A 17,945-nucleotide genomic window follows, 5' to 3' on the forward strand; every position below is an offset into this window, starting at 1 on the left:
TTTATTCTCGGATGCTATCTAGGACTAGGGTTAGTATTTCTCCTATAAGTTTAGCACTTTCAGAAGCTTCTTCTATAGTGTTTAAATTACTACCAACTTCTATCAGAGCTGAATAGTCTGAAACAAATTGATTATATTTACCCTTTGGCTTAATTATTATACCTGTACATAGATTAGGATATAAAGTATCAGATACTGCTTTTATATATTTAGCAAAACTCAATACTTGTTCCTTGTTAGGTGAATCAGGCCCCACAACTATAGAGAAAGTGGCTACATCTACCCCGTTTATTTTTGTCTTAGCTTTTGATAAAGCTCTTTCCCTATAATTAGCATCATCTCCTATACCGTCTCTATGAACATCTAAAAAAACTTTTAAGTTTTTTTCTTCTTCCATTTTTTTATTTACAGTATTTAAAGATCTAGAATAAGATTTATTATAAGAAGGTAAATCATGATAGATTTCTACATGATCAACCTTATGTCCATTAGCTTCTAAAATCTTTGTCATAATTTCCCCTATCGTTACTACATTATATTTTTTTTCTGTAGTGTGATATTGACTATCTTTAATAGGTAAATATGCTTCTGTTCCATGAGTATGATACAATAAAATATAGGGTTTCTCTTTGTTAATTTTCATTTTCTTTATGTTCAATGGCTCTGGTATACTCTCAACAGAACTTTTTCCTTCTGAATCTTTCACAATTATTAGACTTTCGTATTCATCAAGCCTATCTATAATCACTTGATCTTCGAGAACTGTAGTATGTAGTTCATCATTTTCTTCATTATCTTCTTCTAACATTTCTTTATCATTATTATCTTCTTTTTTTAAAAAATCTAAAGATGATATAGAGTAAATTTTTTCTTTAATTATATCTTTAAGATTAAACCTTTCATTATAATCTTGATTTTGATAGAAACTAATTATAGAGCTTGTTCTTCCCAAAATAGGAATTAACCATTGGGAAGATATCTTTCTTTTTTCTACATTATTAAAAATCTCTTTGTCTTCTCTACTATAATAGGTTTTTATTAATATAGTACCTGTGTTTAACATTATAAGACAGACGAGGACTAATATAATATAGTTAGATTTTTTTTGCCTGTTCATATAATACACTCCCTAAATTATGTTTTCAATACAAAGAGTATATTCAATTAATGGGACATATATGATATTATTTTTATAAGCTTACCTTATATATCTGTTAACATCCTTTAAATCTATTCCTGGATGAAGTGCTATATTCAAACCATTAGCAATTATAATAGATAGATCATCTATTATTAAATCTATTTCTTTTGGTGTTACTACTACATTGGGCATAAAAGGTTCTAATACTTCTTGAATTAGAGAATATTTATCTTCTTTTGAAATCTCATTAAGCATAGAATAGAATTCACTTCCTACTTGTGCCTCATTCTTCATAGATCCAACAATTAAGTCCATTGTATCATTTATCATAGTAGCAGCATCTACTACAGTAGGTATGCCTATGGCTATTACAGGAACACCTAATGTATCCTTATTAAGGCCCATTCGTTTATTCCCTATACCACTACCCGGATTAATGCCTGTATCTGATATTTGTATAGTAGTACTAATCCTATCCATTTTTCTTGAAGCTAATGCATCTACAGCTATAACTAAATCAGGATTTATCTTTTCCACTATACCTCTTACTATTTCTCCTGTTTCTATTCCTGTCAAACCCATAACTCCTGGTGATATAGCTGCTACATTAGCTACAGTTTCATCTATTTCTTTGTTATAATTTACAAAGTACTGTCTAGTCACTAGAACTCGCTCTATTACCTTAGGTCCTAAAGCATCAGGACTAACGTTCCAATTGCCTAACCCTATAATTAATATTTTAGAGTCCTCTTTATTTTTACCTAAACCTTTTATTTCTTTGGCAACCAATTGGCTTATTTCATCTTTTAAATCTTCATCTGTTTTTTTAAGTTTAGGAACATCTATAGTAATGTAAGTACCTATGGCTTTTCCCATACTTTGCATCCCTATTTCATTTACTATTTTAACTCTAGTAACAGTATAATTATCTTCTTCCTCTTTCTCCACTTCTACTCCTGGAACCTCTCTTTTTTCTCTTTCCTTATATAACTCTCTACTTTCTACAGCTAAATCAGTGTGTATTTGATACATATAATTCTCCTCTCAACTTTTCTTTTTATTATTTTTCTTCTAATTCTTTTTTTTATGTATGATAAACTTAATTATCCTTGCAATTTCTAGTTCTTCATGGTAAAATATTTTTTGTTAGATTAGAGGAGGTGAAACTATTGGCAAACATTAAATCAGCTGAAAAGAAAATCCGTGTCATTAAAAGAAAAACTGCTGTTAATAAGAGTATAAAATCAGAAATTAAAACATATATAAAGAAGTTTGATACTGCTGTTGCAAATGAAAATTTAGATGAAGCTAAAGAATTACTTAAAGTTATAGATAAAAAGTTAAAAAGAGCAGCTCAAAAAAATATTATCCATAAAAACAATGTTGCTAGAAAGGTTAGCCGTTTAACTAAGAAATTAAATGAAGCTATATAGATAAAACTTCGGGATTGCCGAAGTTTTTTTATATATTAAAACATAGATTAATAATGAGCATTTCTATTGCTACTTTTTCATCAAAAGAGCTAGTTTTTATTTTTTTATCTACATCTAAACAGTAATTTAAGGCCCTTTCTAGTTGGTTTAATGTAAAATTACTGCTTTGATTTGATATTTTTTCATATTCATAAGATTTTAATTGTAACTTTTCTAATATTTCTCCTTCCATATAACCTTTTTCTCTATATAATTTATAACTTAACATCAATCTTAACTGTCTCGTTATCATAAATAATATTCTTTGAACAGGTTCATTAGATATATACATTTCATTAAATATTTTTAAGGCATTTTCTCCATCTTTCCTATTTATACTGGTTAAAAGATTAAAAATATTTATATCTATAGGTTTTGATAATATTAGATCTATATGATCTTTCAAAACTTCTTCTTCAGATACATAGTTTATTACTTTTAATATTTCATTTTCTAAATCATATAAAGTCTTACTTTGATTAAATCCAAAATAAGCTGTTTGTTGTATGAAATAATTAATATTAGAATAAGATATTTTTTTTCCATAAGTTCTAAACCTATCCTCTATCCAAGACGTTAAATCTTTCCCTTTTAATTTAGAGAATTCAACAATTCCACCTAATCTATTAATAGTTTTATACATTTTGCTACCTTTTTTTATATTACTTGAAGGTTCAATTAGGATTAAAGAAATATAGTTATCTAGTCCTTCTATATAAGAGCTTAAAATTTCCTTTTCATAGGCCTCATCTTTAGCCAATAGCTGAGATAAATCTTTCACTAAAACTATCTTTTTTTGAGACATAAAAGGTAAAGTTTCACAGGCATTTAATATAGTATCAAAACTAGCATCTTTTCCTTCTATAATTATATAATTTAAAGCTTCAAAAGCTTCATCTATATATTTTTCTTTTATTCTTATTAGGATATCTTTTATTAAATATTCTTCCTCTCCATAAAACAAATAAGCAGACTTTAATCCATCATCTTCCATAATTTTTATAAACTCTTTATAATTCAAGTAATACCAGCTCCTTTTCTTTATGCCAATAATATTTTATGAATAAATACGTTACTAAATAATAGACCAAATAAAATATTAAGTTCAATCCATATTCCTCTAATATGTATGTTAAATCAACGTTTTCTTTTATAAAAGTTTTAATATAAAACTTATCTTTATCTAAATATAGTTTAATCAGTCCCGATTCATCCGTTCTATAAATTAAGGTACCAATGCTCTCATATCTATTAATTACTTCTTCACTAGGGTGACCATAAAAGTTGTTCCTTCCTACAGATATGAAACCTATTCGTGGTTTTATCTTATTTAAAAGTTCTATTGTAGAAGAAGTTATGCTGCCATGATGAGGAACTTTTATAAAATCTACCGTACAGTCTATTTTATTTAAAATACTATTCTCTCCATCTTTTTCAATGTCCCCAGTAAATAACATCTTTCTATTATTATAAACCAGCATAGAAACTAAAGATAAATCATTAGCTTTATCCGTAGTCTTTAATAAGTCTTTACTAGGACTAATAATTTCTAATTTGGTATTTTTATCTAACCAAATTATATCCCCTTCCTTCAATAAAATAAGAGGTACATCTCTTTGCTTTATTGATTTATATACTGGACTTTTATAGTCTTCATATCCTGTTAATACACAACTAATATTCATATTATCAATTAAATATGGAAGGCTCTTGCAATGATCTTCATCAAAATGGGTTATAAAAACCCCTTGTAATTCATTTATGCCTATTTTCTGCAAATAAGGTAGTACTATATTTTTACCCACATCAAAAGACCCAATTACATTTCCTCCAGTATCCATTAAAAAATTTCCTCTACTAGTTTTTATAAAGATACAATCCCCTTGACCTACATCTATAAAATGAACTTCTATACTATTGTCCAATACCATAACTAGAGTATTTATTAGAAGGACTGCAACTAAATAATATAAGATAACCTTGTTGAATTTTTTATTAAATCTATTTATATTAATAACTTTTAGGATTATAAGTACAAGAATATAGTATATCATAATTTCAACTATTGATGGAGAATATATTTTTAATATACCAAAAGGTATCTTATCTAATAAATTAATTATGGTAAATTGAATAGATAAAAATAAATTTAAGAATCTTCCAATACTTTTAGTTAAAGGGGTAAGTATATGATTTAATACTAACATTAATATTCCTAGAATTAAAGATAAAGACAATAATGGAGCTATTATTAAATTTGCTAATATTCCTATAAAGGATACTTTATTGAAATAATAACTTTGTATGGGAAATAATCCTATTTGAACGCCTAAGATAGTACTTATGGAATAGATTAACTTATTATTATAAGGATAAAATACTTTATTTAATTTTGGCGTTATATATAATATAGAGAAGGTTGCTAAAAAGGATAGTTGGAAGCCCACATTAAAAATCCAAAATGGATTAATAACTAATAAAATAAACATGGCTATTAGCAAAGCATTTATAGGATCATATGGCTCTGCTGCTAATTGAGAATAGAATAATAAAGTAAACATTATATTTGCTCTTAGTACTGAAGGTGGAAATCCTATCAGAAAACTGTACAACCAGATAGTCATAAATATAATTATGAAATTAAATTTTCTACTAATTCCTATTCGAGATAATAGCAACATAAGAAAAGAAGCAATAATTCCTACATGTAACCCAGATACAGCTAATGCATGGGCTAAACCTAGATTTCTAAACATTGCTATATTATCTTCATCTAGATAGGAATATTCTCCAAGTACAATTCCCTTCATTAGAGAACTATTGTCTTTAGATAAATTATTATCAAAAACATCCTCAACCTTATTTCTAAATGCTATCTTTATTTTATCTCTTATTTTTAAATCAAATTTTTCTATTTTAGCTATTGAATAATCTTTTATCGTTGCCGTAGTATAAATATTATCCGATAATAAGCTTTTCTTATAATTAAAAAGCTTTGGATTAGTATTTGTCATAGGTTCTTTTAGGGTTCCTGTAAAAAAAATCCTGTAACCTATATCCAAATTCTTATCTCCTATTATCTTCAATACTATTTTTTCATTAATTCTAATTCTATGAGGTTTTTCTTCTAACTCTTCAACCAATACGATATATTTTCCTTCTTCTTCATTCTTATATTTTATATCTTTAACTACCCCAATTAAAGTTAGCTCTTCTCCAACCTTATTAATTAGTTGACTTTTGCTCATATTCAAACTGACTAGAATCATGCCTAATAATAAAAATATAATCGGGATTGTTAATCTCCTACGGTTCTTTTTATTGATATTAAATATGTAATAAACTAAAGCTGCAAGAATTAGAGTAGATAGTACTAATATATTAATTTTTAAGTAATAGGCAATGAGTATACCAATTACTATAGGAATTGTCATAAAAATAAAAGGTTTCTCCATGAAACTCCTCCATCTTATTTTTTCCTATTCATTCTATTCAGGCTCCAAATCATTAAAAGCAACCCTATAAATATAAATAAACTTCCGTTATGCATATTATTATTCTCCTAACTAAGTGTTAATGTGATTATACCATATTAGACTAATTTTTAAGTATTGTTTTTTATATATTAATGATAAAATAATAGTTAATATAGTGAAGGGATTGGTGGTTATTAATGACAGAAAAACTTTATTTACAAAATCCATATCTAAGAGAAATAGATGGGAGAATTATTGAAAAAAAATATATGAACAATAGATATTATTTAAAATTAAATAGAACAATATTTTATCCCAATTTAGTTGGTGGACAACCAGGGGATATAGGAACTATTAATGGTGTGGAAGTATTAGAAGCTTACGAAGAGGGAAATGATATAATTCATGTTGTAAAAGACAACATTCATAGTGATAAGGTGCAACTATCTATTGATTGGGAAAATAGGCTAGATTATATGCAGCAACATTCAGGTCAACATCTCTTATCAGCAGCCTTTTACAAACTATATAATGGAGAAACTGTAGGGTTTTATATTGGCAAAGAATATGTTTACATAGATGTGACAATTCCAGAACTTACAGAAGAAGAAGTAGATAAAATTGAAACTTTTGCCAATAGAATAATCTTCTCTAATTTTCAAATTAAATCCTATATTATTGAAAAAAAGGATGTAGAAAAAATCCCTGTTCGAAAACAACCTACAGTTAATTCTAACATTCGTATTGTTGAGATAGATGGAATTGATTTTTCTCCTTGTGGTGGAACTCACCATAGAAGTACAGGCGAAATAGGATTAATTAAAATCAGAAAATGGGAAAAATACAAAGGAAATACTAGGGTAGAATTTGTCTGTGGAAACAGGGCTCTTAAGGATTATACATGGAAGAATAAATATATTAAGGATATTGGTTTATTGTTATCATCCAAAGATACTGATGTTTATCAAAAAGTTAATAAACTATATTTACAAAAAGAAGATTTAGAAAAAGAGAATAGAGATTTAAGGGAACGACTCTATAAATATAAAAGTGAAGAATTTTTTAAAGAATCTATCAATATAAATAAAATTAATTATATTTTTAAGGAATTAAAAGATGTAGATTATAAAGAAATTAGTTTTATATCATCTTATTTAAATAACAAAGAAAATTTAATCCAAATTTATGGCCTTAATAATGACGGAAAGGGACAATTTTTAATTAGTAGAAGCAATAATTTAGATATAAACTTAAAAAACATATTAAAAGATATATCTAGTGAAATTTCTATAAAAGGTGGAGGAAGCCTCCAAACTGTACAAGGTGGTTGTTCAATAGATGAACTAAGTATGGTCATAAATAAATTTTATGAAAAAATAAAAGCTTCACAAAGCTGATATGATAAAAACCTCATGTATTATAATACTTGTTGAGTTAAATATTAACTAAACATAAAAATGGTTGAATTATATAATCTAATTCAACCATTTTTATGTTTACCTATAACTCAAAATTTCTTCTAGAATCTTTTCTTTTATTTCAGTAACTCCATCATAATTTACAGAAGGTTTATAAGATATTTCCAAAATAGAGTGGTTATTTTTAGCTCCTTCTAAACTTTTAATTCCTTTTTCTACTAGCAAATTAAAAATTTTATAGTCTTCACTATTTATCTTGTCTTCATGAATATACTTATTAAAATCTACTTTATTATTGGTGAAATTAGCTGCATTTTCATTTGAAGTAACTATGGTATCAATTTCTTCTATTAATACTGATTCTATTTTTTCTGGTATTAAAGAATTATGATAAATCTCCAAATGGTAATCTCTAATCTTAGCTTCTTCTATTACCCTCTCCATAAAAGTAGATTTACCCGTTCCTATTTCTCCACTTATATAATAAACTTTTGAAACTCCCTCTAATATATAGTTTGCATAATCTATATAGCCTTCTGGAGTATATGCCGTAGCAAAAAGATGTCTTTCGTTAAATCCATTATGATATGGTGTTCCTTCTTCAGAAAAAATTTTCTCTAATATCGTCTTGCTTATTTTATTTATTTCTTTAAAATCCACTATTAGCTTATTAGTTTCAACTATTTCTTCATAAATTGATTTTGCTGACTTAAAATAGTTAAAAGCCTTTCTATAAGCAAACTTATTATTTCTTTTTGCTTCAAAGATGTCCTTTTTATAATTCTCTAATATATTAGAATCTATAAATTGACCTAAATCCACTAATTTATCCGTAAGTCCAGGATAAGTGGGATCTATTACGTGAGGAAAAGTTCCATCTACTATCCCAATTTTTAATTCCTTAATTACTATTCCATCTACTGATTCTGGGTCTGAAGGACAATGATGATATTCTATAGTGAAACCTTCTTTAAGCATTCTTTCCCCAATTTCTTTCATTAAAGAGGATTTACCTCCACCAGGCATGCCTTTTAATATATACAGTTTTTCTCTGTCTAATCCCATTATATTATCATGGAAAGAATAAAATCCATTAGCAGTATTTCCTCCTGGAAACATTCTTCTAAGTTTTGCCATAATAGCCCTCCTTTAATTGTAGAATATTATTAATTTATTCTTGCAGAATTATTATATGCATATTGAAAAAATACTTCCCTAATTATGCAAACGAGTTTTATAGTATAACAAACTCTACATCACATAAAGATTCTTTTAATTTATATCTAATACTCTCTTGACCTTCAGTTTCTTGACTAACAGATGACCCCATTACTATATGAGTAATATTATGTTCTTTTGCAAAATCAATCATAGTGGATATAATATTCTTTGACCTAAGTACCGTTAAGTCTGCTCCCACTTCTTTAGATGCACAAAATAAATATTCTAAGGCTTCACCATCATTTTCCTTATTCAAAAATTTTTCCTTTTCATTTACTACGTGGATAACATATAATTTGTCTTCTTTATTTTCAATCATATTATAGCCATTCAGAATCAATCTCTTACAAGTTTTTTGCTGTGTAACACAGACTAAAATATTTTTTTCTTCCATGTGAATTCCCCCTTTAAGAAGAGTGTCACCCATTCCATTATACCATGTTCTTCATTATAATAGTATCCATTTTATATGTGTTAGCTTTTAGCCTTCTTCATTTGATAAACATGTCATTTCTATTAGATAAATGATATATTTTTAAACAAAAATAGAATAGCTATAGCTATTCTATTTACTATTATGATTTTGAAACATTTTCTAGTTTACATTCTAATTTAGTTCTATTAAAAGGAAGACATTAAAAGAAATAGCACAAGAATTAAACTAGTTTACATTCTAATTTAGTTCTATTAAAAGATAACTCCATCTACTAAACTCCACTCCTACTCCAAAGTTTACATTCTAATTTAGTTCTATTAAAAGAAATGCTAAATAATATTCAATATGAACAATATAAGCGTTTACATTCTAATTTAGTTCTATTAAAAGGCTTACAAGCAGGTAGTATTTATACTATTAGATATAAGTTTACATTCTAATTTAGTTCTATTAAAAGTAACAGGCAAATAAGTAAATATGGTTTATTAAAAGTGTTTACATTCTAATTTAGTTCTATTAAAAGAGAGGGGTTAGGATTTTTCTTCTCTCCCCCCTATTTGTTTACATTCTAATTTAGTTCTATTAAAAGCTAGATATTTCAAGTTCATAACTTGTCCTACCTCCATGTTTACATTCTAATTTAGTTCTATTAAAAGTCTTTGCAGCATATCTAATACCTCTGCATATGTAATGTTTACATTCTAATTTAGTTCTATTAAAAGTTGTTATCTTTGTATTTTCAATTTGAATAATATTTGTTTACATTCTAATTTAGTTCTATTAAAAGAGTAAAAGAGACCATGATAGAGGCTGGAATAGATGAAGTTTACATTCTAATTTAGTTCTATTAAAAGATATATATCTCCATTCTTGCCTATTACTATAGAAACGTTTACATTCTAATTTAGTTCTATTAAAAGTAGTCCTATATAGACTTTAGGAAGATAATGGTCATGGTTTACATTCTAATTTAGTTCTATTAAAAGGTTTGTCCTCAGAGGTATTGATTTTCCTGGCTTTAACTATATATTTCTGTCTATCAGGTATTTATATTAATTAATACACTGAAATTTTCATATAATTTATCTATTTTCTCTACTCTAAATATGTATTTTATCACAATTGTCTATCTCCAGGCTTTTTACATTATCATAGGTCGACAGATATATTTTTTTAATGTAGATTAAATAATATTTATATATTATAAAATTACTTCTATACAACTTAATGATATTTATATTATACATATAATTTATATTTAATCAACATTGCGACAATTACCCTCATATCCCTTACTCGTTTTCAACTTTAGTAGTTTTTATATTTTTAGAAAAGTTTATTTTACGTTATGGCTTTAAATATCACTCTCTTCACTTTTAGATAGATATTTTATCATTTTACTTAACACTTAAAATTATTGTAATATGTTAAGATTAGACGATGAACTTTTTTGTAAATTCATTATTATGCTATTAACAGCAGACGTGGTTAACTTTGCTAGATATAAAAAAGTAAAAGACTAAAAATATTAATCTTTTTTCTTTATAAAAATCACTATATTCATTTTATACTTTTTTCATTAACTACATACCTTCAGTTAACTCTTTATATCTCTCTTCATTGCGTTTATATGACTGCTTCCCATTAAAAAACTTCCTATAGCTATACCCAATAACGTACAAGTAAACAATGGGTGTACATATAGAGTCTTTCTTATGAGCATATTGCCTGCCATCATAATTATAGCACCAATACTAGTACGAACACCTGATGTAATTAAGGAATATAAAAGCCAACCTAATTTTCTCTGTTTCTCCCATTTTAGAATAAATTTATGGTTTCTCATTTTAACTCCCCTTAAAATTCTCATAATCTACTCTAAGCAAGATTTCACATAATCAACTGGAACATCCATTTTAATAGCAGTTTCTTCAATTGATAGGCCACTATTTATAAATCGTCTGACAACCATAATCATGTTTTCTCCGACTTCAATAATATGCTTATCAGGGTCATAGAAACAGACAACACGCTGTCCCCAAGAATGTTCTACCATAGTATGTACATAGTTAATGCCTTCAGTGTCATTTATCTTTTGAATAAAACCATCAAAATCATCTTCTTCAAAATATAATTCTGCCACATTTCCACCAAAAATAATTTCACTATCCTGCTTGTGAATAAAAGTTGACCAAGTATCTTTTGTTTGTAATGCAATACCACCTGTTAAAGTTACATTTGCACCAAAATCAACAACAACTTCTAAACCAAGTACTTCATAGTAAAATCGCTTTGACTTTTCCATATTCGAAACAACTATCAATGGATTTAAAAATTTCATTGTACCTCTCCCTGTGTTTAATCCATCTTATTTTATAATTGTATATTAAATTACAGTTTATCTATATACTGCATTATAACATTAATCCCAATATAATGTATATAACTAAACAATTAAGCAAAATTCCCACTAAAAGATTGAAAAATAATTGCTATGGTGTTTTAAAGCTTATAAAAAATTTTGTATTTAAAGTATAAAATCTATTAATAAGGTTTATCTTGATTGATTATATGAGGTCGGTTTTAAGTAAATTTTAGTTTAAGCTAAGGAAAGAAAAAGAGCCTGAAACTCAGGCTCTAAAAATACATCAAAATGATTATATTATATCTTATTCTTGACAGAATATATATAACTTTCTAGATCAGATCAAAAATCTAATCTTTGTGTATCTTTTACAAATGCAATAGCTCCATAAACATCTGGTGTAACAAAACCACATTTTTTATAAAATGCAATTGTATCAGGTTGATCATCAGTCATCAGTACTTTCTGTCTAACGTCTTTATAGATAGTCATCATTTCATTCATTAATATACTGCCTATACCCTCACCTTGATATTTCTTAAGTAAAAGAATGTCTTGAATATATATAATTGTACATCCATCACCTACAGCTCTAATAATCCCTATCAGTATATCTTCATTCCATGCTGATATTACTTTAAGTGAATTATCATAAGCCATCTTTAACTTACTAGGATCATCTGTGTAAACAGACCATCCAACATCATTATATAAATTCATTAAGCTTTCAATTGATGGAATAACATCAGTTTTAATTTTAATTTTATTCATATTTTCTTTTCCTCCTTAAATATTGTATTTTATTTAAGGACTATTCTTAATCTACCCATATTCCAACCTCCAGTTTATAATAGAAAATTTTTAAATGATGCATTAATATTATTTTTTACAAATTATTTTTCATTATCTATATCTATATCAAAAACACATATAACATCAAATTTATTTTTGACGTCAAAAAATTAAAATATTTATTAGTCCTGTTTTAGCTTGCTAGCTCAACTAATTGAAACATAAATAAATTTAACATACTAATAATTATTCCTATAAATGCTATTTTGCTAGATTTTTCCATTCCAAATACAATTGCTAAAGCACGAAATAATAGCATACATAAAAATAAAGTAATTTCTTCAGGATAAAAGCTAACATTATCTGGCAATGCTTTTAAATGATGATATATAAAGGAAATGGAAGAAGCTATCACTGTAAAAATTCCTATTACAATTATTGCTTTATAAATTCTGATTAAATTTTTCACAATTTTATACCTCACTAACGCTTCTACTATATTATTTCTACATAAAATCGGAAATTCCTGCTAAAATTTCTCCACTTTTGGAGAAAATATTCGATATAGCATTTTAAGGCTTGTATAGGCTTATAGAAAGGTTTTGTGTATGTAGTATTGTAATTTGTATTAGTGTATATATAAAAGCTTGTCTAAAGTTAATATATTAGGTAGTTTTGGAATTGCACGTCTCAGAAAAAATATGTATCACCGATTAAGTAAAAATTAAAAGATAGATGAAAATAACTAAAAAACAACTAGGTTAACTAATTTGTTAACCTAGTTGTTTTTTACTACAATCTATTTTCTAGCAATCACAAAATTCGCGTCATGCCTACGTTCATGCCAACATATGCAAAATAGTATAAATTAAAAAGGAAAATAAACTACTTCCTCCAAAACAGCCATCAAAGCATCTATCTTACTCTCTGTCACAATCTCTTTCTCTTCTTCTACGTCTATCGCAATCTCTATCTCTTTCCCTTTCTTCTTCCCTTTCTTCTTCCCTTTCTCTTTCCCTTTCTCTATCTCTATCTCTTTCCCGGTCTTCCCTTTCTCTTTCTCTTCTTCTACGTCTATCACAATCCCTATCTCTATCTCTTTCTCTTTCTCTATCCCTTTCCCTTTCTTCTTCCCTTTCTCTTTCCCTTTCTCTATCTCTATCTCTTTCTCTATCTCTTTCCCTTTCTCTATCTCTATCTCTTTCCCTACGTCTACCTTGTTCAAAGATTTGATTCATCTACTCCACCTCCCTTTTTTAAAATTGAGTATTTAGTAATCTATCTATTCCAAATAAACTTTTAAAATTCTTAGCTTTTATTTGCTTTTTTCTATTAGCAACTTTATCTATTGTTGTAATATATATTACGAAATTATTTATAATTTGTTCTATTGTTTGCTCTTTTAAATAAAAAATAAGAAGTAGCCGAAACTACTTCTATTATCATTAACTATGTAATTTTAGTCCTTATAGGTAAGCTAATAATCAAACAAGGCCTATGGATTCTGCATATCTGTTTCAAATGCTTCATAGGTAGTCTTGTGACATATTGATATTATTATATTCTAGCTTTTTTGTCAATTCCTTAATAGACTTAAATTTTATCTTCCAGAATCTAAATTACCTTTATTAATAAACCTCTTTTCATATTTATCAAGAACATAATTTAAGCAATCTTTTAAATTAGTATTAGTTTCATTTGCTATACAAACAAGAGAGAAAAGCACGTCTCCAATTTCATTTTCCCATTCTTCAGTTTTCTCGAATGGTTTACTTCCATAGTTAGTTCCTTTTAAAATTTCCTTTGATAACTCTCCTACTTCTGATACCAAGTCAATTATCCTAATATTAACATTTGAATTCAATCCTTTATCTTTAATGAAATTACCTACCTGCTTTTGAATATCTAATAAATTCATATTTAAATTGCTCCTCCTTTTGAATAATTACACATTAAATTTAGGCTATGTTAAAGAATAGTGTTGATAATATAACGTTTTTCAAGGAAACTCTTTTTAAGAGTTCCCTTGAATGGCATTTTAAAAATATTGGGAACTAAATGCTATTCATTTATCTGTTCTAAAATTACTCTTCTTTTATAAAAACCATACCTTTTATAAAATCCTAATACATATTCGTTTCCTTCTGCTACTCCAATTATCTTTGTTTTTACTTGGTTGCTATTTAGCCAATCTAATGCTCTATTCATCAACTTATCCCCTAAACCATATTTACGATATTCTTTTTCAACAAAAAGAGAATCAATTTCCCCAACTAATTCTTTACTAACTGTGCTAATACAACAACCAATATATAAGTTTTTTTCTATATCTTTAATTAAATCCACTTTAACTTCTAAATTGTTGTCATTGACAAACTTATTTTTTCTAACCTCAAATTTAAGATTTGTGAATCTACTTTGAAAATAATTTGAGTTAACTTCGTGGTATTTATTTAACTTTTCCCATAAAGGTTGTACAAAATCAAGTAATTCTATACTTCCAGTTACAAATTTAAAATTATCCATGTTTAATTCCCCTTTACATTCAGAATAGCTTACAATTGTCAATTTATTTAATTATATATCAAGTGAAATTTAAATACATCCTATGTTATAGTTTAACTATTATTTTCCTTTACTACATATTTCTCTACTTATACGACACAATTAGTATAAACATTATACCATAATTTTCTAATTTTTATATCTTCTTGTAAACATCTCCACAACTAAATTTATGTAAAAATAATTTAAAAAGTTTCAGAAAATAAAAAAGACCAAGAAATTAATCCTGATCTAATTTAATCTATTTAATTAATCTCTCAATACTCTAAGAGCTTCAGAAACTTTTCTTGCAAAGGTTATAGGATCTTCTATAGAGAAGAAGTGGATATAAAATAATCTTGGTCTATCGAATAACCAATGATTGTGCAAAGCAGTTACTTCTATTCCTCTTTCTCTTAAAGCACTTATAAATGGATTTATTTCTTTCTCGAGTATTACTGTTTCACCTAAATTTAAAGTTCTACCTCTCTTATCCATTGATTCAAAGGAAAATAATGCTGCTAATACAAGAGGGCTTCTTGTACGCCTTCCATCAATTTCAGCTTCAATTCTTCTATCAAATGTTACTACACATAGATCATCCGTTGAAGTTAATATTGAAGCATTTAATATACGAGCAAATCTTTGACAAAGGTTGCGGTCTCTCCTATCATCAATAAATCTCTCTTTTGTCTTATCTATATTTTCATAGTTTTCATTCATGTATGATCCCTCCTTTCGATAAATTATATGCCAGTCTAAAAAATTAGGTTCTTTTTATTTTTTGTTAATTTTGGACATAAAAACCTGCTAATAAAAATCAAGTATTTTTTAGAATGCAAAATAGGCTAAACCGATTTCTCTGTTTAGCCTGTTTCATACTTATATCTGTTAAAGGTTTAAGCAGTATAAATTTCTTTTACTCTTGCATAGTAAATTCGTAAAAATTTATTGAGGGCCGCTATTTTTGCCACTTTTAATGGTTTTCCCTCTGCTTCTTTTTTCATCATAAATTGATACACTGAATCTTCACTTGGTTTGTTACTCTTGATGCATTTCATAACTTCATAGCCTGTTTTTCTAAGAATGGCTGATCCCCGTTTTGATATTTTTCTTTGTGTTCCTCTAAAGTTTCCCGATTCATGCGGTGGAGCATCAATTCCTGCATAAGCTACTAATGATTTCCCGTTTTTAAATCGTCTTACATCTCCGATTTCTGCTATTAATCTTGGAGCAAGGGTTTCTCCTACTCCTGACATTTCTTTTACTACCTCATACTCTTTTAATCCTCTTGCTAGTTCTCTCATTTGTGTTAAAATAATATTTAGAGTTCTATCTATTTCTCTGAGAACTCGCACAGATTCTAGTACTAGCATTTTGGTCGATGAAGTACTGGAAGATATAGTTGGGATACCTTCTGAAGCTAATGCATAAATCTGTTTTGCTTTCGTTTCATTTTGATGGTATCCCTTTTTCTTTGCCCATTTTATATAGCTATTGATAAACTGCTTTTCACTTTTTCTGGTTATGTTATCAAAATGCCAGTATTCTTCTACAAAATCATTTAATTTGTCCCTTTCGGGATTCTCTGAATTGTTTTTTAGTAAAGTTTTTATTCCAGGCATCGTTTTATCTAGCATATTGGTAAGTGTAAGTTTGCTTTCTACCCTCATTTTAATGTAATGAGCATATTGCCTGCCAAGTAACCTAAGCTCTGAATATGTCTCATCTGCTACTTGATATTCCTCTAAGCGAAACCAGTTGTCTATTCCGTAGTTTGCTACCTTTATGGAGTCCATCTTATCTGTTTTCCCTTTTCTAAGAGTCATGGATACATATTTTTTCATGATTAATGGATTAATCACTGACACAAAGATTTCTTTTTCTTTTAAATAACTAAATACAAGTAAATGATAAGAGCTTGTTGCTTCCATTACTACTTTTATTTCTTCGTTAAACCTTAGTATGCTATTTGTTAACTCTGAAAGTTCTGTTTCTGTGTGAGATGGATTTCATAAGGTGAACAAAGTATTTCCCCATATGGCTTTAGGATACATACTGTGCTTTTTCCTTTTGATACATCAATTTCTATGCTTATCATATTGATACCTCCAATAGAGTATCTATAATTGGTTCCATCTGCACTTATTACAATTCATTTTGGTTAGTTACACGAAAGTCACATGGTTTCAACCTGCTTAATCGAATGTTTATAATAAGTGAATGGTTGACTGTTTTTATGACGGATGTGATTAATCCAAAAATACTACCGTCAGACCAATTACTCCCTTTATTATAAAATAAAATAAGTGCAAATGTTTCACTCATTTTTGAGTGTTACATTTACACTTTTATAGTACCAAAAAGACCAGGAATTAATCCTAGTCTCGTTAATAAGGATATGGTTTAATATGTCTCTCGTCATTTTTTCTCTGCTTTACTGTATTAATAACTATTAATAGAACCTCTGAAGGGATATAGGTAAAGTTTATTTATGCATTTATAGTAGGAACAGACATGTATTAATTAATTAATTTATTTCTTTCCTACTATATAAGTATATTACGCATTAGTAAAAGTTGTTACTACAATATAAAAATTTAGTCTATTCACTTATCCTATCTAACATACTCCATAAAGTCCAATCTGGAATACTACTTCCATTTAAATCTTTTATCCATATAACCGATCTAAGTTGTAAGAGATTCCAACGGGTACAAACAAAAGAACTTTTTAAATATTCCCCTGTAGCCAACACTTGAGTTTGTTTCTTTACTTATGTTTAAAGCTATGACACCTAATATATAATCACAGATAACTAAAAATACTAATGTTTTTAACAGCGTTTCCTAGCCTCCTAATATTGTAGTTATTACGCCTCCCGTTGCTAATAGAATTCTCTTTATCCATATAAGAAATTCATTATTATTCACTTTACACCTCCAAAATTTACATAATTAAAGGGTGTGATTACACCCTTGTATTACATATTTCTATTTTATTGAATAGGACTAGCTATAAAAAATAACTTATTATAGAAAATTAGCTGATTGTATCTATTGATTACTTCTGTCTTGTAG

At 27.4% G+C, this 17,945-nt stretch carries 17 protein-coding genes, 1 pseudogene and 1 CRISPR repeat array; of the genes and pseudogenes, 2 read left to right on the forward strand and 16 right to left on the reverse strand.

Features of this window, described 5'->3' with window-relative positions; all coding sequences use genetic code 11:
- Nucleotide 1: 1 nt before the first annotated feature.
- Nucleotides 2–1,117, reverse strand: coding sequence for a stage II sporulation protein P (spoIIP, locus tag KQI42_RS09980; RefSeq protein WP_216519371.1), 1,116 nt, complete (start codon nt 1,115–1,117; stop codon nt 2–4).
- Nucleotides 1,118–1,198: 81 nt separating this feature from the next.
- The gene (gene gpr / locus KQI42_RS09985; protein WP_216519372.1) at nt 1,199–2,173 is read right to left on the reverse strand and encodes a GPR endopeptidase; all 975 of its coding nucleotides are present in this window, start codon (nt 2,171–2,173) and stop codon (nt 1,199–1,201) included.
- A 137-nt stretch (nt 2,174–2,310) separates the two neighbouring features.
- Between gpr and rpsT the strand changes: the two genes are divergently transcribed.
- Nucleotides 2,311–2,574 (forward strand): 30S ribosomal protein S20, encoded by a 264-nt coding sequence (gene rpsT, locus KQI42_RS09990; protein WP_216519374.1) that lies wholly within the window; start codon nt 2,311–2,313, stop codon nt 2,572–2,574.
- Nucleotides 2,575–2,602: 28 nt separating this feature from the next.
- Here rpsT and holA read toward each other — a convergent pair whose 3' ends face one another.
- Both holA and KQI42_RS10000 read right to left on the reverse strand, forming a co-directional pair.
- A complete protein-coding gene (holA, locus tag KQI42_RS09995) occupies nt 2,603–3,634 on the reverse strand; it encodes a DNA polymerase III subunit delta (protein WP_216519376.1) in 1,032 nt (343 codons plus the stop codon).
- Entirely contained in the window at nt 3,624–6,068 is a 2,445-nt protein-coding gene (locus tag KQI42_RS10000; RefSeq protein ID WP_216519378.1) for a DNA internalization-related competence protein ComEC/Rec2, read from the reverse strand. Before KQI42_RS10000 ends, holA begins: the two co-directional genes overlap by 11 nt.
- A gap of 218 nt (nt 6,069–6,286) precedes the next feature.
- Between KQI42_RS10000 and KQI42_RS10005 the strand changes: the two genes are divergently transcribed.
- Nucleotides 6,287–7,486 carry an alanyl-tRNA editing protein gene (locus KQI42_RS10005; RefSeq protein ID WP_216519380.1) on the forward strand — a complete coding sequence of 400 codons (1,200 nt, stop codon included), beginning with the start codon at nt 6,287–6,289 and terminating at the stop codon, nt 7,484–7,486.
- A 99-nt stretch (nt 7,487–7,585) separates the two neighbouring features.
- Here KQI42_RS10005 and KQI42_RS10010 read toward each other — a convergent pair whose 3' ends face one another.
- The 12 genes and pseudogenes from KQI42_RS10010 to KQI42_RS21790 form a co-directional block, all read right to left on the reverse strand.
- Complete coding sequence (locus tag KQI42_RS10010; RefSeq protein WP_216519382.1) at nt 7,586–8,644, reverse strand: hypothetical protein; 1,059 nt, start codon at nt 8,642–8,644, stop codon at nt 7,586–7,588.
- Nucleotides 8,645–8,741: 97 nt separating this feature from the next.
- A complete protein-coding gene (locus KQI42_RS10015) occupies nt 8,742–9,122 on the reverse strand; it encodes a universal stress protein (protein ID WP_216519384.1) in 381 nt (126 codons plus the stop codon).
- 204 nt (nt 9,123–9,326) lie between these two features.
- Nucleotides 9,327–10,150: direct repeats of the CRISPR family, unit length 30 nt; unit sequence GTTTACATTCTAATTTAGTTCTATTAAAAG.
- Nucleotides 10,151–10,761: 611 nt separating this feature from the next.
- Nucleotides 10,762–11,010: a hypothetical protein gene (locus KQI42_RS10020; protein ID WP_216519386.1), complete on the reverse strand. Its 249-nt coding sequence runs from the start codon at nt 11,008–11,010 to the stop codon at nt 10,762–10,764.
- 27 nt (nt 11,011–11,037) lie between these two features.
- The gene (locus KQI42_RS10025) at nt 11,038–11,505 is read right to left on the reverse strand and encodes a VOC family protein (RefSeq protein WP_425519764.1); all 468 of its coding nucleotides are present in this window, start codon (nt 11,503–11,505) and stop codon (nt 11,038–11,040) included.
- Between the two features lie 366 nt (nt 11,506–11,871).
- Nucleotides 11,872–12,300 carry a GNAT family N-acetyltransferase gene (locus KQI42_RS10030; protein WP_216519390.1) on the reverse strand — a complete coding sequence of 143 codons (429 nt, stop codon included), beginning with the start codon at nt 12,298–12,300 and terminating at the stop codon, nt 11,872–11,874.
- Between the two features lie 214 nt (nt 12,301–12,514).
- Nucleotides 12,515–12,790: a hypothetical protein gene (locus KQI42_RS10035; RefSeq protein ID WP_216519391.1), complete on the reverse strand. Its 276-nt coding sequence runs from the start codon at nt 12,788–12,790 to the stop codon at nt 12,515–12,517.
- Nucleotides 12,791–13,241: 451 nt separating this feature from the next.
- Nucleotides 13,242–13,559: a hypothetical protein gene (locus tag KQI42_RS10040; protein ID WP_216519393.1), complete on the reverse strand. Its 318-nt coding sequence runs from the start codon at nt 13,557–13,559 to the stop codon at nt 13,242–13,244.
- 362 nt (nt 13,560–13,921) lie between these two features.
- Nucleotides 13,922–14,239: a MazG nucleotide pyrophosphohydrolase domain-containing protein gene (locus tag KQI42_RS10045; protein ID WP_216519395.1), complete on the reverse strand. Its 318-nt coding sequence runs from the start codon at nt 14,237–14,239 to the stop codon at nt 13,922–13,924.
- Between the two features lie 143 nt (nt 14,240–14,382).
- Nucleotides 14,383–14,847: a GNAT family N-acetyltransferase gene (locus tag KQI42_RS10050; protein WP_216519397.1), complete on the reverse strand. Its 465-nt coding sequence runs from the start codon at nt 14,845–14,847 to the stop codon at nt 14,383–14,385.
- 288 nt (nt 14,848–15,135) lie between these two features.
- Complete coding sequence (locus KQI42_RS10055) at nt 15,136–15,588, reverse strand: DUF1259 domain-containing protein (protein ID WP_216519399.1); 453 nt, start codon at nt 15,586–15,588, stop codon at nt 15,136–15,138.
- Nucleotides 15,589–15,764: 176 nt separating this feature from the next.
- A pseudogene (locus KQI42_RS10060) lies at nt 15,765–16,859 on the reverse strand (IS110 family RNA-guided transposase); the annotation flags it as partial.
- A 696-nt stretch (nt 16,860–17,555) separates the two neighbouring features.
- Nucleotides 17,556–17,708, reverse strand: coding sequence for a phage holin family protein (locus KQI42_RS21790; protein WP_425519766.1), 153 nt, complete (start codon nt 17,706–17,708; stop codon nt 17,556–17,558).
- Between the last annotated feature and the right edge of the window lie 237 nt (nt 17,709–17,945).

Origin of the sequence: Tissierella simiarum (genome assembly GCF_018917865.1) — a bacterium.
Lineage (GTDB): Bacteria > Bacillota > Clostridia > Tissierellales > Tissierellaceae > Tissierella_C > Tissierella_C simiarum.

What these genes read in the sequence shown, in the direction of transcription:
- KQI42_RS10025 (WP_425519764.1), bottom strand. Translation starts at nt 11,505, where the DNA reads ATGAAATTTTTAAATCCATTGATAGTTGTTTCGAATATGGAAAAGTCA.
- KQI42_RS10015 (WP_216519384.1), bottom strand. Translation starts at nt 9,122, where the DNA reads ATGGAAGAAAAAAATATTTTAGTCTGTGTTACACAGCAAAAAACTTGT.
- KQI42_RS10040 (WP_216519393.1), bottom strand. Translation starts at nt 13,559, where the DNA reads ATGAATCAAATCTTTGAACAAGGTAGACGTAGGGAAAGAGATAGAGAT.
- KQI42_RS10055 (WP_216519399.1), bottom strand. Translation starts at nt 15,588, where the DNA reads ATGAATGAAAACTATGAAAATATAGATAAGACAAAAGAGAGATTTATT.
- KQI42_RS10020 (WP_216519386.1), bottom strand. Translation starts at nt 11,010, where the DNA reads ATGAGAAACCATAAATTTATTCTAAAATGGGAGAAACAGAGAAAATTA.
- gpr (WP_216519372.1), bottom strand. Translation starts at nt 2,173, where the DNA reads ATGTATCAAATACACACTGATTTAGCTGTAGAAAGTAGAGAGTTATAT.
- KQI42_RS10000 (WP_216519378.1), bottom strand. Translation starts at nt 6,068, where the DNA reads ATGGAGAAACCTTTTATTTTTATGACAATTCCTATAGTAATTGGTATA.
- KQI42_RS10005 (WP_216519380.1), top strand. Translation starts at nt 6,287, where the DNA reads ATGACAGAAAAACTTTATTTACAAAATCCATATCTAAGAGAAATAGAT.
- KQI42_RS10010 (WP_216519382.1), bottom strand. Translation starts at nt 8,644, where the DNA reads ATGGCAAAACTTAGAAGAATGTTTCCAGGAGGAAATACTGCTAATGGA.
- KQI42_RS10030 (WP_216519390.1), bottom strand. Translation starts at nt 12,300, where the DNA reads ATGAATAAAATTAAAATTAAAACTGATGTTATTCCATCAATTGAAAGC.
- KQI42_RS10045 (WP_216519395.1), bottom strand. Translation starts at nt 14,239, where the DNA reads ATGAATTTATTAGATATTCAAAAGCAGGTAGGTAATTTCATTAAAGAT.
- KQI42_RS10050 (WP_216519397.1), bottom strand. Translation starts at nt 14,847, where the DNA reads ATGGATAATTTTAAATTTGTAACTGGAAGTATAGAATTACTTGATTTT.
- spoIIP (WP_216519371.1), bottom strand. Translation starts at nt 1,117, where the DNA reads ATGAACAGGCAAAAAAAATCTAACTATATTATATTAGTCCTCGTCTGT.